Genomic DNA, 26423 nt, shown 5'->3' with positions numbered 1-26423 from the left:
GGCAGTTCAGCCGTCAAACATGCGGATCGTAATCCGCAACCACGAGCACGTCCATATGCCTTGCGTTTCTTAACAGGCTCTTGATCCATTTCAGCCGGGCGAACAGCTTCCATCCGGCCATCTGCGACTGGCCGATAATCAACTGGGTGGCCTTGGCCTCATCTGCTGCTTCCACCCATTGAGAAGAAAAGGCGCATGCTGGCCCCCTTTTTACCGGCAGCATCATGAAGGTTCCCCCAAGTCGCTCCGTTAATGTCTGAATCGCCGTCAGGCGCTGCTCGTCGTCATGGGACAGACTGTGATGACGTTCCAGAGGAAACGCCACATACCAGTTCGCCTTCAGCCGATGAGCGATCCGGAAGCCGCGTCGAATGAGCCGCTCCGCTTGCGGGCCCTTGCCAACCATGACATAGATAACCTCCTCGCGCCGCCACGGCCCCCGAAGCGAGCCGCTGCGCTGCCAGGATTCCAGTCTCTCGTCCACATCATCGGCAATTTCCCTTAAGGCAAGCTCTCTTAGGGCAATCAGGTTTCCCGTCTCGAAAAAATGGCTGAGTGCCTGATGCACCTTCTCCTTCGCATAAATGTTCCCGTCCTTCATCCGCTGCTGCAGAGACTCCGGCGTCACATCGACGAGCTGGACCTCATCGGCCGATTGCAGAATATGATCCGGTATCGTCTCGCGGACGCGGACGCCTGTAATCTGCTCGACAGCATCATTCAAGCTCTCCAGATGCTGCACGTTCACGGTCGTAATGACGGAAATGCCGGCCGACAGAATGTCAAGCACATCTTCATACCGTTTCTTGTACTTGCTTCCAGGCACGTTCGTATGCGCCAGCTCATCCACCAGGACCACGTCCGGTCTGCGACGAATGATCTCATCGGTATCCATCTCCTCAAGTCGCGTTCCCTGGTAGTCCATCACTTTTCGCGGAAGAACCTCCAGATCAGCTACCTGTGCCCGTGTATCCTTCCGGCCATGCGTCTCCAGCAGACCGATGAGAACCATCAGGCCCTTCTTCAGCAGATCGTTGCCTTCCCGCAGCATCGCATAGGTCTTCCCTACGCCCGGGGCGGCGCCGATATAAACCTTGAACCGTCCCCGCTTAACCCGCTCAATCTTCTGATCCAGCTCCTGTTCATTCAAGCGATGAAATGATCCCGAAGGGAGCCGCTGTGGATGGAGCCGTGCAGGGATGATCCGCTCCCCGTCATGTTCCGCCCGATCCGCAACTATAAAAATATCCATCCCGCGCGTTTTCTTCAGCAGATCCTGAATGATCGAACCCTGCCACAGCTCCTGCCAGCGCGTCTGCTTCGAATGGCCAAGAACAATGCGGGTATCATGATGCTCCAGCGCATATTGAACCAGCACGTCAGCCAGCTTCCTCCGCGAATGAAGAGGCAGCTCTACGAGCTTGGCGCCGATCCGCTGCGACAGCTTTAGTAAAGATCGCTTGAAGGCGGCCTGTTCTTTGGTAAGCTCTAACCTCGGATTTACAAATGTGACGGCCAACAGCTCGCCGTTTAGTCGCTTTGCGATCTGCTGCCCGCGCCGCATATAGATGGACCCGTTCCAATGATATTGGGTAGATACCAGTATACGCTCATGGACTCCCGATGGGCCGGCGAGTCCCTGTTCCTTGCGGTACCGCTCCAGCGAGTGGCTCACGCCTTCGGCAACGAGGCGGAGCGTCAACTCCCGGAGCACGGCCAGATTGCCCTGCTTCCATATGCTGCCCGCTCCAAGCAGGCCGTCTTGTGCCCGGTCCAGCATCGTTTCAGGTGTTACGTCAATGAGCACCACCTCATCGACGCTCTCCAGCGTATCGGCCGGTACCGTATGGCTGGCTTTAATGCCCGTCAACTTGGCGGCAATGCCCTGCACGTCCTCCAGCTCATACACATTGACCGTCGTGATGACGCTGATTCCCCGGCTTAACAGGAATCGGATGTCATCCAGCCGCGTGGCATGCCGCGCTCCCTTCCGGTTCCGATGGGCAAGCCCATCGACAAGCACCACCTCCGGGTTGCGCTGCACCAGCAGGTCCAGATCAAGATCCTTCTTCTCTACGCCGTCCTCCACCCAATGAATGCTGGGCACCCGCTCCAAATGCCGGACCTGCTCCACCGTTTCGGGACGCTGCATCGTGGATACGGCGGATATGACGATATCGATACCTTGCAGCCTCAGGGTCTGTCCTTCGCGAAGCATATGATAGGTTTTTCCCGATCCGTTCACAGCCCCGATATATACCTTGAGCCGTCCCTGATGTAGCTTTGAAATCGACTGCAAGATTTCCTCCGGCGATTTCCTCCGAAAGGGATCCATGATCAGTTAAGAAGCTCTTGGAGAGCCAGATTCAGCTTCAACACATTCACGCGCGGTTCACCGAACACGCCCAAATCCCGTCCCTTCGTATGATCCTTTACCAGCTGATCAAGCTCTGCCTCCGCAATTCCGGTCAGCTTGCTGATCCGCGGAACCTGAATATCCGCGGCCTGCGGGGAGATGTGAGGATCCAATCCGGAGCCGGAATCGGTTACCAGATCCATCGGCAACTCGCTCACCGGAACGCCCGGGTTGTTCTCCTTCCACGCTTCAATTGAGGCCTTCGTTCGTTCCATCAGGTCCGGGTTGGAAGGTGCATAGTTATTGCTGCCGGAGCCGGCTCCGTTGTATTCAATGCTGGACACCCTGCCGTGAAAATATTGAGGTTCTGTAAAATTCTGACCGATCAATTCCGAGCCAACCACGTTTCCGTCCCCATCCGTGATCAAGCTGCCGCCGGCTTGCTTCGGCATGAGCAGCTGCGCCGCCCCCGTCGTAACCAGCGGATAGAGAACTCCGCATAACACGATAAATACAAGACTCATTCTTAGGGCAATGCCTAAGGGAATACGGGCAGCACCCACCTTGGCATGAGGCGCCGGTGATGTTTTTTGCAATGGATTATTCATTGGTTCCTCGATCCTTTCCTTCATATCTTCCGCGTAAAACAACTTCGAGTTATATCTATCTCCCCGGTATGATTATCCTATCTAAATCCAAAGATGGACGATCATATCGATCAGCTTAATCCCGATGAACGGCACAATCACGCCGCCTAATCCGTAGACCAGCACATTGCGCTGCAGCAGCTTCGCCGAGCTCATCGGCTTATAAGCCACGCCCTTCATCGCAAGCGGAATCAGCAGCGGAATGATGATGGCATTAAAGATCAGCGCCGAAAGAATCGCCGACATGGGAGAACCCAGTCCCATGACGTTCAGAACATTCATGCTTGGAATGGCGGCCGCGAACATCGCCGGAATGATGGCAAAATATTTGGCGACATCGTTGGCGATGCTGAACGTGGTCAGCGCTCCCCGCGTCATCAACAGCTGCTTGCCGATGGCAACCACCTCGATTATCTTCGATGGATCCGAATCCAGATCCACCATATTGGCCGCTTCCTTGGCCGGGGTGGTACCGCTGTTCATCGCCAGCCCCACATCGGCCTGCGCCAGCGCAGGGGCGTCGTTCGTACCGTCACCGGTCATCGCAACCAGCTTGCCTTCGGCTTGTTCTCGGCGGATGACGGCAATTTTATCCTCGGGCTTGCTCTCCGCGATGAAATCATCAACGCCCGCTTCACGGGCAATTGTCGCCGCGGTGAGCGGATTGTCGCCCGTGCACATAATCGTCTTGATGCCCATCCGGCGCAGCTGGTCAAACCGTTCCTTCATGCCCGGTTTGACGGTATCCTTCAGGTAGATCAAACCATAGATGCGGTTATCCACGGCGACAGCGAGCGGGGTTCCGCCCTCTGTCGCAATGGCGTCACTGTTTGGCGTCAAATCCGAAGGGAGGGGGCCTCCTTGCGACTGCACCCACGCCTTGACGGCATCCACCGCACCCTTGCGGACCTTCCGGCCATCCTTTAGGTCCATGCCGCTCATCCGGGTTTCCGCCTTAAATTCGATGAATTCCGCCCCGTCCGTCATGCTTTCATCTATTTCAATGCCTTCCTTCTTCAGCAGCTCCAGCACGGAACGTCCTTCCGGCGTTTCATCCAGCAGCGAGCTCACGCCTGCCCATTGTGAAAGCGATGCTTGCGTTGCGCCGCCGACAGGAATCAACTGGCTGGCCATCCGGTTCCCGAACGTAATGGTACCCGTCTTATCCAGGATCATCGTATTGATGTCACCGGCGGCCTCCACCGCCTTGCCCGACATCGCCAGCACATTGAACTGCGTCACCCGGTCCATGCCGGCAATCCCGATCGCCGACAGCAAGCCCCCGATCGTGGTCGGGATGAGACATACCAGCAGCGAGATCAGCACCGGAACGGACAGCTCGATGCCAAGATACTTCGCGATCGGAGCGAGCGTAACAACCACGATCAGGAAGATCAGCGTTAAGACGATCAACAGCGTGTTCAGCGCAATTTCATTCGGCGTCTTCTGGCGGGAGGCTCCTTCAACAAGCGAGATCATCCGGTCGATAAACGATTCCCCCGGATCGCTCGTAATCCGGATGCGGATCGTATCACTGACAACCCGGGTCCCCCCGGTGACCGAGCTGAAATCGCCGCCGGCTTCTTTAATGACGGGGGCGGACTCCCCGGTAATCGCCGATTCGTCAACGGATGCGAGGCCCGCAATGACTTCCCCGTCCCCGGGAATCATCTCGCCCTGCGTAACGATCACGAGATCCCCTTTGCGAAGATCCGTTGACGGCACAGATTGAACCCCTCCGTTCTCCATTACTTTATGGGCCGCCATTTCCTGCTTCGACTGCTTAAGGGAATCGGCCTGCGCCTTGCCGCGTCCTTCGGCAAGCGCCTCTGCGAAGTTAGCGAACAGCAGCGTAAACAACAGGATGACGAATACGGTCAGGTTAAATCCGATACTGCCCTCGGTACCGAAATAGGACGGAAATATCGTCATCAACAGAACAACCAGAGTCCCGGCTTCCACGACAAACATGACCGGATTTCTCATCATCAGGACGGGATTCAGCTTCGTGAAGCTGTCCCTTAGCGCCTGACGTACCATCTCTTTGGACATTGCTTTTTTTCTCGTATTATTCATGGAAATAGGCCACCTTTTCTATTAACGGATCGTCAGATGTTCGGCAATCGGGCCGAGCACCAGCACAGGCAGGAAGGTCAATGCGCCGATAATCAGGACCACTGCGATAAGAATGCCGGCAAACAGCTTATTATCGGTCCGGAACGTCCCGAGCGTCTCGGGAACCCATTGCTTCCGCATCAGCGAGCCGCCCACTGCCAACAGGGCAATCATCGAAATGTAACGCCCGAATAGCATGACCAGTCCGGTTGTAACGTTCCAGAACGGCTTGTTATCCGACAGACCCTCAAATCCGGAACCGTTATTGGCCGCGGATGACGTGTATTCGTAAAGCACCTGTGAGATACCGTGAAAGCCCGCATGGGCAATGCCCGCCTGCCCCGCGTCCGTCATGAGTGCAAGTGCGGTCGGAGCCAGGATGATCAATGGATGTACCAGAATGACAATCGCAATCAGCTTCATCTCCCGGGCCTCGATTTTTCTGCCGAGAAACTCGGGGGTTCGGCCAACCATAAGACCAGCCAGGAACACCGCCAGGATCGCGTACATGAGCATGTTCATCAGGCCAACACCTTTTCCGCCAAAAACGGAATTCAGCATCATCAGGGACAGCGGCGTAATCCCGCCGAGCGGCGTGAGCGTATCATGCATGTTGTTAACCGACCCGGTCGTGGCCGCGGTTGTCACCGTCGTAAACAGGGAGGATTGGGCGATCCCGAACCGGACCTCTTTGCCCTCCATGCTGCCCTGCGAAACGTCGATGCCCAGGCGGTTCAACGCCGGATTGCCGTTGGTTTCGGCGGCATAGTTCAGCGACAGGAATCCGATAAATAAGGTCATCATTACCGAAAAAATAATCCAGCCCTGTTTGCGGCTCTTGGCGAACAAACCGAACGTATACGGGAGCGCCGCCCCAAGACTCCACATGCACAGAATTTCGATCACATTGGTCAGCGGGGACGGGTTCTCGAATGGATGCGCCGAGTTGGCTCCCATAAACCCGCCCCCATTGGTGCCCAGATGCTTGATCGATTCGAGTGCAGCCACCGGTCCTACCGCAATTTGCTGCTCGCTTCCTTCCAGCGTCGTGACGCTGAGCGTAGGCTTTAACGTCTGCGGTACCTGCAGCGCCACCAGCACCATCGCAATGATGAACGCTGCCGGGATGAATACCCGGGTGTGGGCCTTAACGAAGTCCTCAAAGAAGTTGCCGACGGTCGTGCCCTTGCTGGTTACCGCCCGGATAAAAGCAATCGCCACGCACAGCCCGGTCGCGGCGGATGTAAACATCATCATCGTAATGACGGCCATCTGGGCCATATAAGACAATCCCGACTCCCCGCTGTAATGCTGAAGATTCGTATTGGTCATAAAGCTGATGATCGTGTTGAACGACAAGGTCGGTTCCATATGACCGATGCCGTTCGGATTCAGCGGCAGCACCTTTTGCAGCCGCAGAATCAAGTACCCCGCCGCAACCAGCACGATATTCGTTAACACAAAGCTGACGGCATACCCTTTCCATGTCATCCCTTTGCGTTCTTTCAAGCCGATCAGAGCGAAAATCGGTTTCTCCACCCAGAAGAACCATCTGTCCGTTCCATTGCTTTCATTGCGAAACACCTGGTATAGATAAGTTCCCAGCGGCTTGACCAGCAGCACCAGAACGAGTATAACGATGGCAATTTGTAAAATGCCCATGACGAATGCCTTCCTCCTTCAGCCGTTTCCCTAGAATTTTTCAGGGTGAATCAGCGCATAAATCAAATAGAGAAAAATAAAAATCGTGAATATCAACATGATCATCACGGCTGATCAGCCTCCGGTTCCGAAACCACACGCCCGCACCAGGACATAAACAGCATGAGCAGTCCGTAGGTTCCTCCCAAAATAAGCAACATAACTAAATCCTGCATGAATACAACCTCCCGAAACTCGTTGTGAAATCAGCCAAACGCTTAACTGCCAATAGACGCTATGAGAAAGGCCACGTGACGATGGTTCGTATGAAGCACCACATCAGCACCCAACCCTTTGTATATCAATCGCGGATTGCTGGAATGGGTGATCACATAAATCGACTCTGCGGTCCAAGTCCGGCAAATCCGTAAATAGCGACAGCACAGATTCAAGCTGCTTTCGAACAGAAACACCTTGCTGACGGAAAACTCAGGAATGATCCAGGTTTGCTCGTCTCTTGTATCAATCAGAATAATGTGTTTGCAGCCCAGATCTCGCAACCTCTCCTGCTCAGCCCGGTTGTTGGCTATGGCCGCAAACGAAACATGTTTTTGAATCAACTGGCGGACGAATTCCTCCCCGGCCTTGTTCGGCGCGGATACCAGGATGAATTCCTGCGGTTTCTCCATCTTCTTTTCTCCTCCTAAGGTCAGAAAGAGAAGGCAACAACAAAGAAGCCCGTGGAAAGAGAAGAACTCTTCCCGCAGGCTCCTTAATAGGACACGGTGAAATACACCATGGCCCAAGTCCACGACAATCGTTGCCTCTCTCGATACGCTTACGAGGTTAGCTGACGGATTCGGGCGTGAGAGTCGCCCTACCCATAGACCGTTATCTTGTCTACAGGATTCACCCCAGAGAGATCAAGTTCATCTCCCGACTGGTTCCCCCGTTCCTTTTCCATTCAAGGACTCAGCGAAAATTAAAAACGAGTAGCATGTTATTCTATTAGCCATTGACTTGTCGTCCAGACTAGGCGAACAGCACAGCATCAGGAGGTTTACGCGGTGAGAGTCGCATCATCCTGCTGTTTCAGTGAAGGCCCATGGTGCCTTCGCTCAAGATTCAATCCATAAAGAGCCAGGCGCAGCTCTCACACTGCCTTTAGACCTTCATGGAGCGGCTGCCCGTATGCCATGGTCTTTGATGACCGTCAATTCATAGTTCGTATCATACGTCCGGCCTTGCAGGATGTAAATGTGAGCAAAAACACATGTGGCGTTATGTCGAACAGGAACGGACCAATTCCGCTCCATTATCTCCAGAATACTGCTCTATACTATGTATTTCTCTTGTTTTCTTATATTTATCGTAATCTATCGAGATACCGAGATTTTGCCATGATAATAGATGACACGACCCAATGTACACGTTTTCTTTTGCGGTTTTTATCGATTTTCGGAATGTATCCGTCCCATATGGCCATTTACTTTTAGATTCCTCCGGCGTATGATTCATCCATCTATTCGAAACATTCATTTACGCTGAGCTCCCGACAGATCGGGAGACGGGGGAACCAAAATCGCCAATGGGGCTTCTGTTGGTGAACGGGGTGAATCCGCAGGCCTGATGGTCAGGCGCTGCGGTAGGGTGCTCTCAAGCCCGAATCCGTCAGCTAACCTCGTAGGCGCGTTTTGAGAGAGAACACCACCCGAGCCTTAAGCGGAAGCGCCCACTGGAGTAGGGCCTCTAACGATAAATAGGCCTGGAGAGCGGGGTATCTCTGCTCACCAGGCCTTTTTGCCGTGCATATAACATTCCTATAAAGGAGCGTAGATCATGACGAAACTCATCGAGGCCGCACTGGCACCCGTCATCGAAACCGCATCGCCTGTAATATGTGAAGAGCCCATCCGCAACATGGAGATGTTCCGTTTCGACCAGAGCTCGGCTGAACGCTTTATCCCCTCGAGCGATCAAGGCGGTAACTGCGGTTTGTTTAAAATCAGCTGCGAAAACGCGGCCGGGTATGCCGAATATGCACTGCCAAGCACGGGAGAGTTCGCGGATCTGGTCCGCTGGGCATCCGTCTTTACAAGGCTGAGAGGCATGCCCGTGACGGAGGCCGTTCGCTATGCCCAGAAGCAGCAGCAATGGGGATCTGTACGGATGCAACTCGCCGTATCGGCCCTCACCGATCTGGAGGCCAATCTGCAACAGCACATCACCCGTGAGCGGTTAGGTAGCCTTCCGCTGGAGCGTTCCTACCTAATGAACTGCTCGGAGGCGTATTATTTCTAGGACGACAGCTAGAAAGAGCTACCGTCCTCGCTTCCATTGCAATTGGTTGTTTTCCCCCGCTCACTTGAACATATTTTTGAGCACCATCATCAGGTTAGCCGGCTTCTCTGCCAGCCGCCGGGTGAAATACGGGTACCACATCGTTCCGTAAGGCATATAACACCGGATGCGGTAGCCGTCCTGCGCAAGCGCAGCCTGATCGTTCATCCGCAGCCCGTACAGCATCTGAAACTCAAATTCCTGTTTGTCTATGCGGCTCTGCTCGGCAAACACCTTCACCCAGTCGATGATGTGGTCATCGTGCGAAGCAATCGCGACGTAGGCGCCCTGATCAAAATGCATTTTGATCAATTTCTTATAGTTGTCAATAACCTCCCGCTTCTGCTGAAAGGCAATGGTTCCAGGCTCTTTGTACGCCCCCTTCACCAACCGCAGATTAACACCGGCATGCATTAAATTCTTGACGTCCTCCTCCGTACGGAACAAGTAGGCCTGCATCACAGTCCCCACATTGGTCAGCCCCTCTTGATGGAGCCGCAGTGTCATGTCAATCGTGGCCTGGGTGTACGGGGAATCCTCCATATCCAGACGAACGAAGTTCCGGTGCTCTTTCGCCTTTTTCGCCACCAGCTTGATGTTCTCGTAAGCCATCTCGGGGTCCAGTGCCATCCCCATCTGTGTCGGTTTCAGCGATACGTTCGATTTCACTCCCCGCTTGGCAATCCCTTCCACAAGCTTCAAATACTCCTCCCGGTACCCGGCCGCTTCATCCAGCGTCGTGATACCCTCCCCCAAATGATCGAGCGTGACGAGAATGCCCTTCTCGTTCAGCCTCTCAATTTCATCCAGCGCCTCATCCAAGGTATCGCCGGCTATGAATCTGCCCGCCAATTTCCGACCGTACTTGATCGACAACCACTTCACGAATTTATTACCGGACACCGTCAGGATCACTTTACGGTAAAGCTCGGTTCCGTCCATGCGTGCGCCCCCTTTGCAAAAGGTAAACCAAAATGCACTCTATCTTAACTCATATGCAAAAATCATGACGGCATGCAGGAAGACATACATATCTAACATAGAGCTTCTCACCAGAAGATCCTAAACACCCCACCATGATGCATTCAGCAGCTGGACCATAGACCTTAAGCTTCGATTCATATCATGTTAAGGAGGGGCCTCCCATGCGCGTACCTTTTCGGAACGAACCATTTATGGATTTCAACAACGAGTGGAACAACAAGTTATACGATGCGGCGTTATCCGGAGTCGAAGCCGAGCTTGGCCAATCGTATCCCTTGGTTATCGGCGGTACCAAAATCTATACGGAGCGTACCGCACAATCGGTCAATCCGTCTCGGAAACGTCAGGTCATCGGCATTGTATCCCAAGCCGATACCGAGCTTGCCGAACAAGCTATTCAGACGGCAGCGCGTACCTTTGAGACGTGGAAGCACACCGAGCCGAGCGAACGGGCACGATATCTGTATAAGGCAGCTGCGATCATGCGGCGGCGCAAGCTCGAGTTCTCCGCGCTGATGACGCTGGAAGCCGGCAAAACGCGTGCCGAGGCGGACGCGGATACGGCCGAAGCGATCGATTTCATGGAATTCTATGCACGCGAAATGCAGCGTCTAAGCGCGCCCCAGCCGTTGACGGTTCACGAGGAGGAAGAGAATCATCTCTATTACATCCCGCTTGGCGTCGGCATCGTCATTCCGCCGTGGAATTTTCCGCTCGCGATTATGGCAGGCATGACCACAGCAGCCATCGTCTCGGGTAACACCGTTGTGCTGAAGCCAGCGAGCACCACGCCGGTCATCGCCGCCAAATTCGTGGAGCTGCTGGAAGAAGTCAGCCTGCCTCCGGGCGTCGTCAACTTCCTGCCGGGACCGGGCCAGGAAGTGGGCGATTATCTGGTGGATCATCCGCTGACCAGGTTCATCAGCTTTACGGGATCCCGCGACGTCGGACTGCGGATTCAGGAACGCGCGGCCAAAACGCAGCCGGGGCAGCGATGGATCAAGCGCGTCATCGCCGAAATGGGCGGAAAAGACGCCATTATCGTAGACAGTGAGGCGGATCTGGATCTCGCGGCGGATGCGATCACCGCTTCGGCATTCGGCTTCTCCGGCCAGAAATGCTCCGCCTGCTCCAGAGCCATCGTGCATAAGGACGTCTATGATGCCGTACTGCAGAAGGTCATCGAACGCTCCAAGAAGCTGGTGATCGGTTGTCCGACTCACGCCGAGATTCAGGTAGGGCCCGTCATCGACGATAAGGCCTATCGTAAAATTCTGGACTATATCGAAATCGGGAAAGGTGAAGGCACGCTGGTACTCGGCGGTTTGCCTGGCGATCCGGAGGGGTATTTCATACAGCCGACAATCTTCGCGGACGTGGCCAGCACCGCCCGTATTTCCCAAGAGGAGATCTTCGGCCCGGTGGTGGCCTTCACGAAGGCCGCCTCCTTCGACGAAGCGATCCAATTCGCCAACAATACTGACTACGGGCTGACTGGCGCGGTGATCTCGAACAACCGCGAGCACCTGGAGCAGGCGCGCCGCGATTTCCACGTCGGCAACCTATATTTGAACCGGAAATGCACCGGCGCCTTGGTGGGCACCCACCCGTTCGGCGGCTTCAATATGTCCGGGACCGATTCCAAAGCCGGCGGGCGCGATTACCTGCTCCTGTTTACGCAGGCAAAGGCGGTGTCGGAGCGATTCTAATTACGGCATGCAAACAAACCTCTCCATGACGATGGAGAGGTTTTTAATGTATCTTGGTTTATTGGCTTCACGCCGTAACCTTGCCCTTAATCTCCCGGACCACCTTGCCCTGGAACGATTGATTCATCCAGTACGCAAGATGAATGCCTTCCTCGTCACCGAAGGTGCATTCCGTGGTTAAGTAGAATGGCGTCTCTGTCAGTCGGATGGTCAGCTCCAGCGTCCGATCGTCCTTCCAGGTCATGGAGGCAGCATACTCGTTATCCGCCATCATGATCAGTGAGGTGGTTCCCGACTTCCATTCGCCCCTGCCCAAGGCAATCGAGTTGACGCCACGTTCCCCCGCAAGCTCCATCACCGCGCCATCCTCTTCAAAACGAATGGAGAACGATTGCAGCTTCTCCTCATTCTCTTCGAGGTCATATACGATCCCGGAGACGTCCTTCTCGACCGGGGATGCCGCCTCTTCGCTTGGCGGATCCAGCTTTAGCGCTTGCAGCGTTCCAGTAAGAGAAACCTCCGCTTCAGTATCGGCCGGCAGCACATCAGATCCCATCGCCGGCTGCAGATGCTCCCACACTTCATTCAGCACGGCCTGCATGTCTCCTAGTCCGGAGGTAATCGCAATCACCGCATCCTGATCTGGCAGCACGACGCAATATTGCCCAAATGCGCCATCACCGCGGTAGGCCCCGTGGCGGCACATCCAGAATTGATAGCCGTACCCTTCGGTCCAATCCGAAGAGGAATCCGCAGGTCCGTTGGATATCTGCTTGGAGGTTGCCTCTTCAATCCACGCTTCCGGAATCAGGCGCTGGCCTTCCCACACCCCCTTCTGAAGATAAAGCTGACCGAACTTGGCAATGTCCTCGGTCTTCAGCTTAAGTCCCCATCCGCCGGTGTTGATCCCCTGAGGACAGCTTTCCCAGGTGGCTCCATAAATGCCGAGCGGCTCAAACAGACGGGGCTGCAAATAATCCAGCAGCGTGATGCCGGTGACCTTCTGCAGAATCGCCGAGAGCATGTAAGTCGCTGCGCTGTTATATACAAAGTGGGTGCCGGGTTCATGCTCAACCGCTTGTTTAAGAAAATCGGCTGCCCAAATATCGGACGGCATGGCAGGCTCCTGGGCGTGTCCCGTTCCCATGATCAGCAAATCACGAATCGTCATCGCGGACAGATTCGGCGAGGGATCTTCAGGAGCGTATTCCGGAAAGAAGCCGATCACCCGATCCTCCAGCGCAATCTGTCCCTCTTGGGTCAGCAGTCCGATCGCGGTAGAAGTAAAGCTCTTGCTTAACGAGAACAGCATATGCGGTTTGTCCGCCTGATACGGCTTCCACCAGCCCTCCGCTACGACATGTCCATGCCGTACCAGCATGAAACTGTGGAGTTCAAGCTGTTTCTCCTAAATCGATCCGATAAAACGCTCAATGGACTGAGATGAGATTCCTTGGTTTTCGGGGGTACTTCTTGGCAATAATTGAACCGTATTCATGTTCATCCTTTTCCGCCTCTCCCTGTATAACAAGATAAATTCATCATGACCCTTCCATTATACACCAGGCAATGGTAACGCTTCATCATATCGTATAGCACGAAAACCCAGTCGCTCACTAATGTCATTCAGGTCTTCCCGCGCAAGAAAGGAAGCCTCCTGATCGCGTCCTCGCGCCAGCGCTTCCCCATCCACTTGAGCATTGCCGCACTGCACCATTTCCTCCGAATACCGTGCCGGATGGGACAGAAAGAAGTACTGGTCTTCCGTCAAGCCGCCAAGAACCCTTTCAAACGACTCGATCCCGTCCGGAACGCCGCCCGGGAAGAAGTTGTAATAATAGCGATGGTTGATAAGTCCCTTCGCTTCAACCCAGCGGTCCAGCTCTTCTTGCAGCCCGGGTATGAAGCGCTCCGGCAGCATATGAGAATCGACATAAGAAATGTTGAAGCCTGCTGCGGTCAGTTTATCAAGCTGCGCTTCGCACTCTAGAAGGATCTCCTGCAGCGATGGCGGATGATCCTGGAACAGGATCGGGTCCTGATAGAAATATCCCGCCCGATCGACAAGCGAAGGAACCTGTTCCTTCGCGGCAACAGGTCCCCAGCGTACGTTATCCCATTCCGCATTCAGCGTCATATGGAAGCCGAAGCAGATGTCCTTGCGATGCGCCAACAGCTGCGCGGCCTCGGCAAGATAAGGACCGGGCGCCATGATAGACACGTTTTTAATGAATCCGGCCTCAACCGCCCGGGTAATCGCAGCATTAGCGGAACGGCTGGAAGCATAATCGTCGGCCCTCGTAATGATCCGCCTCATTTTACCGCACCTGCCGCAATCCCTTTGATGATGTATTTCTGCGCGAAAATATAGAAAATGACAACCGGAATGATCGTCAGCGTCAAACCGGCCATCGCCTGGTTCCACACAATCGTGAACTCCCCGAAGAAATAGAAGGTCGAGAGCGGAATCGTTCGCAGCCCTTTATCCGACAGCGTCAGCGATGGAAGCAGGTAGTCGTTCCACAGCGCGATGACGTTCAGGATCGCGATGGTCACGCTGATGTTCTTCAGCAGCGGGAACACGATTCGCCAGAACACGCCCAGCTTGGAGCAGCCGTCCAGCGTAGCTGCCTCCTCCAGCGCAACCGGTACGGATTTGATGAACCCGTGGTACAGGAAGACCGCCATACTGGACGTAAAGCCGACGTTCATATAGATCAAACCCTCATGGGTGTTGAGCATCGGAATGTGCAGATTGGTGCGAATCCAGTCCATCACCTGCATCAGCGGCATCATCAGCGTTTGGAACGGAATCAGCATGGTCGCCACGAAGGTAAAGAAAATAACTTTGCTCAGCTTATTATCCGTCCGCACCAGCATCCATGCCGTCATGGATGCGAGCACGATGACGATAATCACCGAGATGACGGTGACATACAGCGAGTTGCCCAGAGCGGTGAAGAAATTCATTTTCTCCATCGCGGATTTATAGTATTCAAAGCTGAAGGAAGAAGGCAGCGCAAGCGCATTCTCATACAGCTCGGCACGATCCTTAAACGAGTTGATCAGCATGATGAAGACCGGAGACAAGAAGACCAGCGCAGCGAGGAACAGCAGGATATCGAGCAGCCATTTCCCTGATTTCTTCATTACATCTGCACCTCTCTTCTCTTCGTGATGATGACTTGCGTCAGCGTGAGTCCGGCCACAATCAGGAAGAAGATGATCGCTTTCGCCTGACCTAATCCATAATTGCCGTAAGCAAAAATCTCATTGAAAATATTCATCGCAAACATCTCCGTTGCATTGCTCGGACCGCCCTTGGTCAACGACAGGTTCACGTCGTAGATTTTGAACGCACCAGAAAGCGTCAGGAACAGGCAGATCGTGAACGAAGGCATTAACAGCGGGAATACGATGCTCTTCAGACGCTGCCACAGGTTGGCACCATCGACCTTGGCCGCTTCCATCAGCTCATCCGGAATCCCCTGGATGCCCGCGATGTAAATGATCATCGTATAACCCGCCAGCTGCCAGGTGAATACGGCGACGATGGCGTACAGCGCAAACTGCGGATGCAGCAGCCAGTTAAAGAACACGCTGTCAAACCCGGTCTTTTCGCCCAGGAAGCTGAAGGCATCCGTAAAAATAAACTGCCAGATGTAACCTAGAATCAGGCCGCCGATCAGGTTCGGCATGAAAAACATCGTCCGGGCCGCATTTCTCGAGCGGAGCTTTGTCGTCACCAGCAGCGCAAAGCCAAGACCCAGAATATTGACGCATACCAGTGCCAGCAGCGTGAATTGAACCGTATGCCAAGCCGATGACAGGAATCGGTCGTCCTGGAACAGCTGAACGTAATTGTCGAACCCTACGAATACTTTGGGATTTGCCGGAATGCCGTCCCAATTGACGAAGGAGTACACAATCCCGATAATGAACGGGATGAGAACCACGGTCGTGAAAATAAACAGAAGCGGCACCGTAAACAGGGCAAACCAGGCTTTATCCTTTCTTTTGCTCATAATCCATACCTTCTTTCCGTTCCGGATGATTCCCGCAAGGCGGCATCAAACCTTGAATTCGTGTTAGAAAAAACAAAAGCCTAACGCTCATCATCAGAACGTCTGAGGCTAGGCTTTCGTTTTCATGGAATTGTTATATCAGATGACGGTCGCTCGGCCTCGATTATTTCGATGCTTTCGCCCACACTTCATCCAGCTTCTGCAGGAACTGCTCGCCTGTCATGCCCGGATTCATGAAGTACTCCTGCGTAGCCGGAGCCAGGTCATTGGTGATGATTCCTGATGGGAAGTAGTTCAACGCCCAAGTGATCGTCTCACCCTTCGTTGTTGCTTCGTGCACGGCTTGAGACAACGGATCCAGATCGCCTGCTTCAATATTCGTTAAAGCCGGAATGAATTTGAAATCGTCTACGATGGCTTTCTTGCCGCTGTCGCTGGTAAAGAGCCAGTTCAGGAAAGCGTTTGCGGCTTTGACTTCCTCAGCATCGGCCTGATTGTTTACGACCCAGTAGCTTGCCACGCCTACGGCGATTTTGTCGTTGCCGGCGAGCGGGAACGGCATCATGCCGACTTTGGAGCCGAAGTCACCGAAGTCCGCCAGCATGGAGTAACTCCAGTTGCCTTGATGCACCATAGCTGTTTTTTCCGTAGCGAAGTCGCCCATCTGGCTATCATATTTCACTTCCAGCGGATTCTTGGTGTTGGCCTTGATGACGTCCATGAATTTCGCCCACTCTTGGAACTCCTTCGTGTCGGCCATCTTCACTTCGCCCTTGTTCAGCTGGTCGATGAAGGCCAACGGATCGGATTGAAGCGCAAACGGCGTGTTGATGATGTGTCCGATCAAGAAGTAAGCCTCCTGGGACAAACTCAAGCCGTTCTTGCCGTCAGCTTTCAGCTGCTCCAGTGTCTTGGTGAAGGAATCGAGGTCTTTCATGTTAGCCGGATCTACCAGATCCTTGTTGTATACGAGGCCAAAACCTTCTACGCCGTATGGAACGCCGACGGTTTTATCATCGACCTTCAATTCCATGTCAGGCGCAATGTTCTTAACATACTCTTCACCGCTCAAATCGGAGAAATAGGATTTCAGCTTCTCGGACTCGGGCCCTGGAGCCACGCTGAATATGGTCGGTCCCTGGTTGCTGCTGAGCTTCGCTACCAGCTGCTGCGAATAAGCATCACCTGCGGCACCCCATACCTCAACCTCATTGCCGGTTTCTTCTTTATAGGTTTTAACCAAAGCTTCAAGAGGTTCTGTAATTTCAACTTTCGATTGGAAGAGTGTAATTTTCTTCAGCTTATCTCCCCCGGATGCTGCTCCAGAATCATTGTCAGATGTACCACCACAGGCTGCAAGTGTCGCAACCAAAGCCGTTGCTGTTAGTATGCTTAATACCTTTTTTACTTTTTTCAAGTGACACGCCTCCCCCTTAAGGACTCTATAAAGTAAAACGTTTACAAACCCATCATAGGGCGGTTTACCTAGAATGTCAATAAAAATTGTACGCGTTTTCATAAAAATACTAAGTAAAAAAACTAGTAAAATTATTGATATTTTACTAGTCGCAATCGTAAAGTTTATCTCACCGTTTTTCTCCACTGAATGGTGGCATTCAGCTTAAAGGGCTCCCTGCCCGTTGTGCCCTTGATCATCTCAAGCAGCTCCTTCGCCGCCAAATAACCGCTTTCATAACGCGGGATCGCAATCGTGGTCAAACCGGCCATCGCCGCCGCATCCGAATTATCGAATCCGGTGATCGAGATATCCTCCGGCACCCGTATTCCGTTCTCTTCCAAAGCTTTGATCGCGCCCAGAGCCATATTGTCATTTGCACAGACCAGCACTTCAGGCAAAACGTTGCTCAGGATCAGTATTTTGGCCGCCTGATATCCGCTTTCCTCGCTGTAGTCGCCATGAAAGTAATTGCGGCGGTCAAACACGATGCCATTCTTCGCAAGCGTATCCATAAATCCGGCGAATCGCTCCTTGTGATCCAGGGTAAACTCCAAGCCGCCAATGTATCCAAAATTCGTAAACTGTTTATCCACCAAGGCCTGGACCATTTCACACATCACGGGGTAGTTGTCCACGATCACGCTTTTGGTGTTGGCGTACTCGTTATCAATAATCCGGTCCATGAGAACGACGGGGAACTGCGGCGTGGCTACCGAGACTAAATATTCGTCCGTCATATTCCGATCCAAACTTATGGTACCGCTTGCAAATTTGCTGCGCATAAAATTGGTGCTGGATTTATTCGTACAGATGATAAGGTCATATCCATTCTCCGTCAGGCAATGGCTGATCCCCTTGATGATCTTTAAATAATAATCGCGATCAAAGTCGCTGAAGACAAATATAATCGTGTTGCTTTTATCGGATTTGGTTGACTTATGCGGAAAATAGCCGTGCTCCGAGCATAATCTCAGCACCCGCTCCCTCGTCTCCCGCCCCACGTTCTTGCGCCCGTTCAGCACGTTGGACACTGTAGACACCGAGACATCCGCGAGCTTTGCAATTTCCTTCAAACCACTCATGAATCCTATCCCCTCTCCAAAGGCGTTAGTAAATTTAATATAACATGGATTTATTTTTAATAAAATTTACTTATTTTGCTGGGGCGAGATTTTCCCTGGAACATCATTCTTGTCGCTGCTTGTCATGATACCCACTCAGGCCAGAAAACCTTTGGTCGTCACAGCAAAAAGCAGGCCACGCGAATCCATCGCCGTGACCTGCTAATTCCGAATATATTAGATTTCTTGCCCTTTATAAGGTTCCGCACCGCTCCTTGATCGTGAATGGATCTCTTGTTGTATCCACTCGTCCAGGCCGATTCACCAGATAAATGCCAAGCCCAATACACATTGTGCCGGCCAAGGTATACCAATGCAGCTGCTCGCCTAGTATAAGCCATCCGGATAATACGCCAAACACGGGAATGAGGAACAGATACACGTTCGCTTTATTGGGATCGCTATTGCGCAGCACATAATACCAGGTAACGAACTGAGCAATCGAGCTCATCAGGATCATCCAGCCCAGAACAAAGAGCTCCTTGACGATCTGGGACGAATCCCATACAAAATGCGGCTGCTCCAGCAGCGGACTTGCGATGAGTAGAAGGATGCCCCCGATCAGCATCTGATAGGCAGCCATGACCCAAGCGTCAAACTCCTTGCCCCAACGGGAACTTAGCAGCGTCGCCATGCCCCAGGCCATCCCCGCACCCAGCGCAAACCAGAATCCGCTCTGCATCTGCATCTCTAAGCCTTGCGTAATGAATACGCCGATAAAACCGATGATCACGCCCGCCCACTGAAGAAGACGATACCTCATACCGAAGATTAGGAAGCTGAACACGATGAACCAGATCGGGTTACTGGAGGACAGAACCGAGGAACTGCCAGAAGAAATGGTCTGCATGCTCAGGTAGATGCCGCTCATCACGAGTGCCGATTGAAACAGACCGATCGTTGCCAGCTTCAGCCAGGCAGCGCTGCTCCTGGGATGGGCCCGTCTTACAATGAAGGGCAGCAGCAGAAGGCCCGCGCCCACAAACCGGATCGCCAGCAGCACGAATGGGGAACCGAAGGACAGCGCCATTTTGCCGATCGGGAAGTTAAGTCCCGCAACCAGCATCGTAAATATCGTCAGAAACAGCATACGCGGTTTGCTCATGCCATGAATTCCCCTCTCCTTACCAAGTGTATCCTCAGTTTATTCCGACCTTCATATCATGTAAAATAATTAAATAAGATATAAACCATCACTGTGAATGATGGATATAAGGAGGCTGCTAAGGTGGAAAGTGGGGATCTGAAGATATTCCAGGCTGTTGCCCGTGAAGGAAATATAACCAAGGCTGCAGCCAGCCTTGGTTACGTGCAATCAAACGTGACCGCTAGAATCCGGCAGCTTGAATCCGAGCTGAACACGCCTCTGTTCTATCGGCTCAGCCGCGGCGTTGCCTTAACTTCGGCCGGCTGTAATCTGCTCAAATATGCCGATCAGATTACGCGTTTGCTTGACGAAGCCATGAAATCGACTAAATTCTCGGAAGAACCGTCGGGGCCGCTGCGGATCGGCTCATCGGAAACCACGGCCGCGGTCCATCTTCCCGGTATCATGCTGGATTATCATAGACGATATCCTGACGTGAAACTGTCATTAATTACAGGCCACAGGGCTGACTTGATCCGAGCCCTGAACGAGTATGAACTGGACGGGGCATTTATCAGCGGACCTCTGGATTACCCGGACTTTGACGAAATCCGAGCCTTTGACGAGGAGCTTGTCCTCATCTCGGAACCCACGGATGCTGCGCTTCGCGATTTGCTCACCAAACCGCTGCTGTTCTTCGGCAAGGGCTGCTACCACCGTAAACGGTTGGAGCAATGGCTTCATGAAGAGAACGTCGGGCCCATGAACATTATGGAGTTTGGCACGTTGGAAGCCATCATGGGCGGTGTGGCCGCCGGGCTGGGCATCTCGCTGCTAACGCGTTCTTCCGTTAAGGACTGGGTGGATGCCGGGAAATTACAGGCTTTCCAAATCCCCAAACGTTACCGCAGCTCCAGGGTCCATTTTATATTCCGGCGCGACTTGTTTCGCACCAGCGCCTTTAATCATTTTATTGAGCCGTTTCAGAAGTCCGAATGAATACTTCGACCGGAACGTGAAAACCCGTGGCCCTAAGGGTCACGGGTTCTTTGCGCGACAGGCTCTTTTATCTCGGTATTCGGTCTGCCGAAGGCTGCAGAAATCCCGATACCTCGGGAGCCAGCACTTCCGGCGCCATCACGACGGCAGAATGGTCCTGACCAGGCAGCATTCGGTGCTCGCACTGAGGGAGCAAGTCGACCAAAGCGCTCGCGGCCCCATGGAACACAGCTCCGCTGTTCTCGCCCGTCATCACCATCACCGGGACATCAACATCCCAGCGATCTGCTGGCAGCGGTTGGCCGGATTGCGTGCTCCCCATGATCATGCCGTCATAGGCCAATGTATGCGCCATGCCCTCCATGACCTGCCAAGAAGGATCTGCCTTCATGAATTCTATATATTCCGCGGGGATTCCCAGCGCTGCCGTCATGAAATATTCCACGGCTTCGCTGCGCCTGCTCCCGGCCATCAGCGCATTCAAATGCTGCACGTATTCCGCCGGTACGGGCTCGCGGCTATCGTCAATGATAAACGGCGGCTCATATAAAAACAGTTTTCTAACTTTACTGCTTCCGAGTTTGCTCGCCGCATCCAGAGCCAGAACAGCGCCCGAGGAACTTCCGAATACATACGCGCTGCCGCCCGCCTCCTGAATAAGGGCATCGATATCTTCGACCTCACGTTCAATGGCATACGGAGCCGTATCCGTGCTGCTGCCCCGTCCCCGGCGATCATAATTGTAAACGGTGAAATGTTCGGACAAAAGCCCCCCTAGGCGCGTTGTATCGTTGTGATCCGAAGCTGCTGCAGCTACAAGAATGACAGCCGGACCAGTCCCTTTCTTTTCATAAAAAATACGGGTGCCGTCATTTGACATAACGTAGTTCATGATCATCTCTCCTTTTATCTTCCTTTAATTTATGTACAAGCTGATTTCATCCTCGAACCGTTCCAGCGTATCTGCGTATCCTTCCACCATTCCCATGCCTTCAGCAGCCTCCAGCTGCTCTACGCTAGCAAAATGGGTGATGATGCTTAGCCTGGTCCCTTCCCCGCCCACTTCAAACGTAACCGAGGTTAACATGTCACTGCCTGCCACGGGGCTCCAGTCCTGATCCGTAAATGTATCCGTATAGACGAGCTTCGATAACTCCACCACTTCGGAGTAGGTCGCCTTGCAGAAGGCTTCTTCCCCTTCTCCCGCCGCATCGGGAGCCAGTCTATAGCGCCATACGCCGCCCGGTCTGACATCCATCTCATATACCGTGGCATTCCAGTTCTTTGGCCCCCACCAGCGTTCGATGTGTTCCGGCTTCGTCCATCCCTGCCAGGACAGCTTCAGAGGTATCGATACGACACGCTCCACGGTCAGCTTCCGCTGCTCCCGGTCTTTCGTGATGGTGGTTTTCCTGCCCATGTGGATTCCTCCTATCTGTGAAATCGGCTCTGCGTGCAGAGCCGGATCTTCCTGTGGAGCTAGTTATAAAAAATTGGTTTAACTCTCCTTTCCGTTGAAGTCGCTCATATAGTCCTCGAACTTGTCGAGTCTCTCTTCCCATAGTCGACTGAACGAATCGAGCCAGACGTCCAACTCCTGAAACGGCTGGGCTTCAAGACTATAAATGCGCTGCTGTGCGTTCTTACGGACTTTCACCAGCCCGGCCTCGCTCAGTATCCGCAGATGGCGGGATACTTGGGGCTGGCCGATTCCCAGAGTCTCTACGATGTCGCTGACCGATCTCGACCCTTGCTTTAAGAGTTCGACTATGTTGAAACGGTTCGGCTCCGAGATCGTGAACAGGGTTAGTTGCATAGCTGAAGTATTCATGGTTTCAATATACACCGAAGTGTATATACGTGTCAACGTATATATTATATTCTTTTCAGCATTCATTTGACGCAAAAAACGCGACATCAATTTCATCCACTCGGACATGCTGCATAATCTATTCAGATGCTCAACGAACGCTGCTTATGATCCATGGGGCGTCCTATTCATTTGTCCCGGCACGCTAACAACATCAAAAAAGAGACCCCAACATAGGGCCTCTTTGGCTTAAACGACTCTATAAGATACGACGATACAAAGCTATAAAGCTTTCAGGACATCCTTATGGCTGAATGGACACTTGATGCAGCTGCATGATACCGTTCGGATGCCGCCAGAAGCCCTCCACCTTGCTGCTGACTCCGTTTAAATACTCCTGATGATGGATATACAGCATCGGCGCTAACTCAACCAGCTTCTCCTGCGCCTGCTTATAGATGAGCTTGCGTTGTTCCGGATCGTTCTCTTTACGCCCGGCATCCAGCAGTTTATCCAGTTCCGGATCCTTCGTGAAGGTACGGTTGCCCGGCTCCCCTACATTTTTGGAATGGAATAATTCATACATGCCATAGTCGGCATCGGCCGTTACCGTGGACCATCCGAGAACAAACATATCATGTTTGCCTTCTGCGGTTTGGGCCAGATATGCTCCCCACTCCACCACTTCGATTTTGACTTCAACATTCAATTCCTTCAACTTGGATTGTACGTACTCGGCGATCTTAATCCGTTCCGGATTGTCATTGGTCCAGATGGTCGTTGAGAAGCCCCCCTCATAGCCGGCCTCCTTCAACAGCTCTTTCGCTTGGTCGATGTTATGTTCGATCGGCTTGACGGTAGCATCATAGCCGTTCACGTCCGGTGCCAGTGGACCGACGGCAGGGATGCCCGTGCCTTCGTAGATACCCGAGATGATCTCATCCTTATTGATGGCCATCGATAAGGCTTGCCGAACCCGTACATCGTTGAACGGCTCTTTGTTATTGTTAAACCCGATATACGACAGACTCAGCGATGCCTGACGGTTCAGGGACATGCCGTCCGTGCTCTCAATGCGGCTGATGCTGCTCGGCGACACCGGATCGATAATATGCGCATAGCCGGTTTCCAGCTCCGCGATCCGCGTTCCCTCTTCGCTTACGACCTTAAACGTGACCCGTTCAACCTTCGCTTTATCTCCCCAATAATCGGCATTCGCCACCAGCTTCACTTCCTGTCCGGGGTTCCAGCTCTCTAATTTGAATACGCCCGTACCTACAGGGTTCTGCGCCAGATATGCGCCTGCCTTCTCGCCTGCCTTCAGTTTCTCGTAATCCAGCTTGATGGCTTCCGCACTAACCATGCTCACCGCAGAATGGGCCAGATGGGCAAGCAGCGGCGAGAAGGCATATTCGGTCACGAGCTGCACCGTGTATTCGTCAACGACTTTAACCTCTTTGATCATGCCGACAAGCGATGCGCGAGGAGAAGCAACCTCCGGATCCTGCATACGATCAATGTTGGCTTTGACCACCTCTGCATTGAATGGAGAGCCGTCCGTAAACTTCACGCCCTGTCTCAGCTTGAACTCCCAAGTCAATTCATCGACCGCTTTCCAGCTCTCGGCGAGCCCTGGCTGAATATTCAGATCCTTATCATGAATCACCAACGTGTTATAAATATGCGTTGTCATTACGCTCGTTTGCTGGTCCGTCGACATATGAGGGTCCATGGATGGCGGATCAGAAAGCCAGGCAATCACAAGCTCATTCGCACCGGTGTCGGTTGTTCCTTCGGGAGGATCTTTGGCCCCCGGATCAGGAGTTGGCGTATTGCTGCCGTTTGGCGGCGTTTCGGGGTTACTGCTCTTGCTTGGACTACTGCACGCAGACATCATTACGGCAAGTATGACCAAAATGCAGACAAGCCACTTTAATCTTCTATTACCTGTCATGTGAAACAAACTCCCCTTTCTCAATCAAAATAGGAAAATATTTCATGCACAGTTAACATATATTTTACTATTTGATATTTATACCAGTAGAAGCCAGATTTACCTCACGTTTCTACGATACCAATTCTGACATCCATACTTGGAGAAAGGATGATTTCACTTGCCTAACATGACCGCTGATGCCAGAACACAAGAATCGCTCCCTAGTGGAACTCGCCTCGTACAATGGAAATCTTTCTATCACCGTCTGAAGAAGAACAAAGCGGCCTTATTCGGGGGTTATTTTCTCCTGCTGATGATTCTTGTCGCGATCATTGGCCCCCTGCTCACCCAGTATGATCCGACCAAAGTGGATTATTCTACGAAACTGCTGAAGCCGTCCGCTGACCATTGGTTTGGTACGGACCACAACGGGCGAGATATTTTCACAAGGATTATCCATGGCATGCGTCTTACGCTCTCGGTCGGTTTTATTTCGGTCATTATCGGAGCAGCCTTTGGTGTCGTGCTCGGAATCATATCCGGCTATTACGGGGGTAAATGGGATGCGCTCATTATGAGAATTACCGATGTTATGCTGGCGTTTCCCGGCATTCTGCTGGCATTGGCGGTTGTCAGCGTTCTTGGAAAAAATCTGTTCAACGTGATCATCGCTGTCAGCATCTTCTCGATTCCCACCTTTGCCAGAGTCGTGCGCGGCTCGACGCTGGCCGTGCGCAAGCTCGAATATATTGATGCCATGCGTTCGCTGGGCGCGAGCGACGGTCGAATCATCTTCGGGCATATTCTGCCGAATATCACATCCCCTATCATCGTGCAGGCTACGCTGCGGATAGCTGTTGCCATCCTGACCGCCAGCGGCCTGTCCTTCCTCGGTCTTGGCGCGCAGCCGCCGACGCCGGAGTGGGGAGCCATGCTGAATGATGGGCGCAACTATATTATGGAGCACCCCCATGTTGCCCTGTTCCCCGGCTTGTCGATCGTGTTTGTTGTCATCGCATTTAATCTGCTGGGTGACGGCTTGCGGGATGTCCTTGACCCGAAAATGAAAAAATAATGAAGGGAGCTGCCGGGCCATGCTCATCTATTCCATTCGAAGGCTGATTCAGACGATACCTGTTGTCATTGGCGTTACCATCGTCGTCTTTCTGCTGATGCACCTCATTCCGGGAGATGCAGCGCAGGTCATTATCGGGGAAGGGGCACCCAAGGAGCAGGTGGAGAAGATCCGCGAGAACCTGGGATTGAACGATCCGCTGCCGCTTCAGTATTGGAACTACGTCAGCGGCTTGCTGCAGGGGGATTTGGGAGATTCGATCCGCAGCAGCCGTCCCATCGCCGATGAAATATTCAAAAGCCGGTTCTGGATCACCGTCGAGCTTGCCGTGTACTCTACGATCCTGGCTGTATTTCTCGGCATTCTGGCCGGCATCATCTCCGCCGTCAAAAAAAGCTCGCCTGCCGATATCGGCGTCATGTTCATCGCCCTGTTCGGACTGTCGATGCCGAACTTCTGGCTGGGGCTTATGCTGATCCAATATTTTGCCGTGGATTTGGGCTGGTTCCGTCCCTCCGGCTGGGGCACGTGGTCGCAAACCGTCCTTCCCGTGATCACGCTCGGGACAGGCGGCGCCGCGATTATTGCCCGAATGACCCGATCCAGCATGCTGGAGGTCATCGGTCAGGACTACATTCGAACTGCCCAGGCGAAGGGCGTCCGGGAACGCGTCATTATCTATCGGCATGCCTTGAAAAATGCCATGATCCCGGTCATTACCGTCATCGGTCTAGAATTTGGCGGCCTGCTGGGCGGGGCGGTGCTGACCGAGTCCGTATTCGCCGTGAACGGCATGGGACGATACGTCATCGACTCGATCCGGGCAAGGGACTTCCCGGTCGTACAGGCAACCGTGCTTGTGCTCTCAATCATGTTCGTGCTCGTGAACCTGCTCGTGGACATCTCCTACCGTTACTTCAACAAGCGCATTGATTTCGATTGATTGGCGATTTTCAACTATATAACTTGCTGCGATAGTGGATCTCATGTCCTCATAACTTCACTAACAGGCAGAAAACAAGGTAATAGCGGAACTACAACCCTCTAATATCATCAAATATCGCTAATCCAGACCAATCCAGCTGTTTGGGAGTACACGCGGACACATGATCCGTTATT

Annotated in this window: 23 protein-coding genes and 2 riboswitches; of the genes, 5 read left to right on the top strand and 18 right to left on the bottom strand. The window is 53.0% G+C overall.

The window, feature by feature from the left end; translation table 11 throughout:
- Nucleotides 1-13: 13 nt before the first annotated feature.
- The 6 genes from ACETK5_RS22000 to ACETK5_RS21975 form a co-directional block, all read right to left on the bottom strand.
- On the bottom strand, nt 14-2335 hold the full coding sequence (locus tag ACETK5_RS22000) for a histidine kinase (RefSeq protein ID WP_394057857.1): 2322 nt from the start codon (nt 2333-2335) through the stop codon (nt 14-16).
- A 2-nt stretch (nt 2336-2337) separates the two neighbouring features.
- Nucleotides 2338-2964 carry a potassium-transporting ATPase subunit KdpC gene (gene kdpC, locus ACETK5_RS21995; protein WP_394057855.1) on the bottom strand — a complete coding sequence of 209 codons (627 nt, stop codon included), beginning with the start codon at nt 2962-2964 and terminating at the stop codon, nt 2338-2340.
- Between the two features lie 81 nt (nt 2965-3045).
- Entirely contained in the window at nt 3046-5079 is a 2034-nt protein-coding gene (kdpB, locus tag ACETK5_RS21990; RefSeq protein WP_394057853.1) for a potassium-transporting ATPase subunit KdpB, read from the bottom strand.
- 21 nt (nt 5080-5100) lie between these two features.
- Nucleotides 5101-6780 carry a potassium-transporting ATPase subunit KdpA gene (gene kdpA / locus ACETK5_RS21985; protein WP_394057851.1) on the bottom strand — a complete coding sequence of 560 codons (1680 nt, stop codon included), beginning with the start codon at nt 6778-6780 and terminating at the stop codon, nt 5101-5103.
- Between the two features lie 30 nt (nt 6781-6810).
- Nucleotides 6811-6879 (bottom strand): potassium-transporting ATPase subunit F, encoded by a 69-nt coding sequence (locus tag ACETK5_RS21980; RefSeq protein WP_353057785.1) that lies wholly within the window; start codon nt 6877-6879, stop codon nt 6811-6813.
- Nucleotides 6880-7037: 158 nt separating this feature from the next.
- A complete protein-coding gene (locus ACETK5_RS21975) occupies nt 7038-7448 on the bottom strand; it encodes a hypothetical protein (RefSeq protein WP_326093429.1) in 411 nt (136 codons plus the stop codon).
- Nucleotides 7449-7578: 130 nt separating this feature from the next.
- Nucleotides 7579-7747, bottom strand: a riboswitch (cyclic di-AMP (ydaO/yuaA leader).
- 544 nt (nt 7748-8291) lie between these two features.
- Nucleotides 8292-8465, top strand: a riboswitch (cyclic di-AMP (ydaO/yuaA leader).
- A 133-nt stretch (nt 8466-8598) separates the two neighbouring features.
- Between ACETK5_RS21975 and ACETK5_RS21970 the strand changes: the two genes are divergently transcribed.
- On the top strand, nt 8599-9060 hold the full coding sequence (locus ACETK5_RS21970; protein WP_394057849.1) for a hypothetical protein: 462 nt from the start codon (nt 8599-8601) through the stop codon (nt 9058-9060).
- Nucleotides 9061-9120: 60 nt separating this feature from the next.
- On the opposite strand, the gene ACETK5_RS21965 is transcribed toward ACETK5_RS21970, so the two are convergent.
- A complete protein-coding gene (locus tag ACETK5_RS21965; protein ID WP_100539835.1) occupies nt 9121-10041 on the bottom strand; it encodes a proline dehydrogenase family protein in 921 nt (306 codons plus the stop codon).
- A gap of 203 nt (nt 10042-10244) precedes the next feature.
- On the opposite strand from ACETK5_RS21965, the gene pruA reads away from it, so the two are divergent.
- Nucleotides 10245-11792 carry an L-glutamate gamma-semialdehyde dehydrogenase gene (gene pruA, locus ACETK5_RS21960; RefSeq protein ID WP_100539834.1) on the top strand — a complete coding sequence of 516 codons (1548 nt, stop codon included), beginning with the start codon at nt 10245-10247 and terminating at the stop codon, nt 11790-11792.
- Nucleotides 11793-11859: 67 nt separating this feature from the next.
- Here the strand turns inward: pruA and ACETK5_RS21955 are convergent, their stop codons facing one another.
- The 7 genes from ACETK5_RS21955 to ACETK5_RS21925 form a co-directional block, all read right to left on the bottom strand.
- Nucleotides 11860-13173 carry a serine hydrolase domain-containing protein gene (locus ACETK5_RS21955; protein WP_394057847.1) on the bottom strand — a complete coding sequence of 438 codons (1314 nt, stop codon included), beginning with the start codon at nt 13171-13173 and terminating at the stop codon, nt 11860-11862.
- Nucleotides 13174-13347: 174 nt separating this feature from the next.
- The gene (locus ACETK5_RS21950) at nt 13348-14109 is read right to left on the bottom strand and encodes a polysaccharide deacetylase family protein (protein ID WP_326119597.1); all 762 of its coding nucleotides are present in this window, start codon (nt 14107-14109) and stop codon (nt 13348-13350) included.
- Nucleotides 14106-14942 (bottom strand): carbohydrate ABC transporter permease, encoded by an 837-nt coding sequence (locus ACETK5_RS21945; RefSeq protein ID WP_100539831.1) that lies wholly within the window; start codon nt 14940-14942, stop codon nt 14106-14108. The genes ACETK5_RS21950 and ACETK5_RS21945 overlap by 4 nt, the downstream gene beginning before the upstream one ends.
- Complete coding sequence (locus ACETK5_RS21940) at nt 14942-15817, bottom strand: carbohydrate ABC transporter permease (RefSeq protein ID WP_100539830.1); 876 nt, start codon at nt 15815-15817, stop codon at nt 14942-14944. The genes ACETK5_RS21945 and ACETK5_RS21940 overlap by 1 nt, the downstream gene beginning before the upstream one ends.
- 163 nt (nt 15818-15980) lie before the next feature.
- On the bottom strand, nt 15981-17234 hold the full coding sequence (locus ACETK5_RS21935) for an ABC transporter substrate-binding protein (RefSeq protein ID WP_100539829.1): 1254 nt from the start codon (nt 17232-17234) through the stop codon (nt 15981-15983).
- A 164-nt stretch (nt 17235-17398) separates the two neighbouring features.
- A complete protein-coding gene (locus tag ACETK5_RS21930; protein WP_100539828.1) occupies nt 17399-18358 on the bottom strand; it encodes a LacI family DNA-binding transcriptional regulator in 960 nt (319 codons plus the stop codon).
- 232 nt (nt 18359-18590) lie between these two features.
- Nucleotides 18591-19502 (bottom strand): DMT family transporter, encoded by a 912-nt coding sequence (locus ACETK5_RS21925; protein WP_100539827.1) that lies wholly within the window; start codon nt 19500-19502, stop codon nt 18591-18593.
- A 123-nt stretch (nt 19503-19625) separates the two neighbouring features.
- Here ACETK5_RS21925 and ACETK5_RS21920 point away from each other — a divergent pair, with 123 nt between their 5' ends.
- Nucleotides 19626-20483 (top strand): LysR family transcriptional regulator, encoded by an 858-nt coding sequence (locus ACETK5_RS21920; protein WP_100539826.1) that lies wholly within the window; start codon nt 19626-19628, stop codon nt 20481-20483.
- A 67-nt stretch (nt 20484-20550) separates the two neighbouring features.
- On the opposite strand, the gene ACETK5_RS21915 is transcribed toward ACETK5_RS21920, so the two are convergent.
- The 4 genes from ACETK5_RS21915 to ACETK5_RS21900 all read right to left on the bottom strand — a co-directional run bounded on the left by ACETK5_RS21915 (nt 20551) and on the right by ACETK5_RS21900 (nt 24247).
- The gene (locus ACETK5_RS21915; protein WP_100539825.1) at nt 20551-21375 is read right to left on the bottom strand and encodes an alpha/beta fold hydrolase; all 825 of its coding nucleotides are present in this window, start codon (nt 21373-21375) and stop codon (nt 20551-20553) included.
- Nucleotides 21376-21399: 24 nt separating this feature from the next.
- Nucleotides 21400-21903, bottom strand: a complete 504-nt coding sequence (locus tag ACETK5_RS21910) for an SRPBCC family protein (protein ID WP_100539824.1) — start codon at nt 21901-21903, stop codon at nt 21400-21402.
- Between the two features lie 78 nt (nt 21904-21981).
- Nucleotides 21982-22314 (bottom strand): ArsR/SmtB family transcription factor, encoded by a 333-nt coding sequence (locus ACETK5_RS21905; protein WP_246059744.1) that lies wholly within the window; start codon nt 22312-22314, stop codon nt 21982-21984.
- A 283-nt stretch (nt 22315-22597) separates the two neighbouring features.
- Nucleotides 22598-24247: a glutathione ABC transporter substrate-binding protein gene (locus tag ACETK5_RS21900; RefSeq protein ID WP_100539823.1), complete on the bottom strand. Its 1650-nt coding sequence runs from the start codon at nt 24245-24247 to the stop codon at nt 22598-22600.
- 160 nt (nt 24248-24407) lie between these two features.
- On the opposite strand from ACETK5_RS21900, the gene nikC reads away from it, so the two are divergent.
- Nucleotides 24408-25304 carry a nickel transporter permease gene (nikC, locus tag ACETK5_RS21895; RefSeq protein ID WP_100539822.1) on the top strand — a complete coding sequence of 299 codons (897 nt, stop codon included), beginning with the start codon at nt 24408-24410 and terminating at the stop codon, nt 25302-25304.
- Between the two features lie 19 nt (nt 25305-25323).
- The gene (locus ACETK5_RS21890) at nt 25324-26247 is read left to right on the top strand and encodes an ABC transporter permease (RefSeq protein ID WP_012818632.1); all 924 of its coding nucleotides are present in this window, start codon (nt 25324-25326) and stop codon (nt 26245-26247) included.
- Nucleotides 26248-26423 lie beyond the last annotated feature (176 nt).

Origin of the sequence: Paenibacillus ilasis, from assembly GCF_043195395.1 — a bacterium.
Taxonomy (GTDB): Bacteria; Bacillota; Bacilli; order Paenibacillales; family Paenibacillaceae; genus Paenibacillus_AQ; species Paenibacillus_AQ lautus.
Note: the sequence above shows the minus strand (reverse complement) of the source record. Positions and strands in the feature narration are given on the sequence as shown.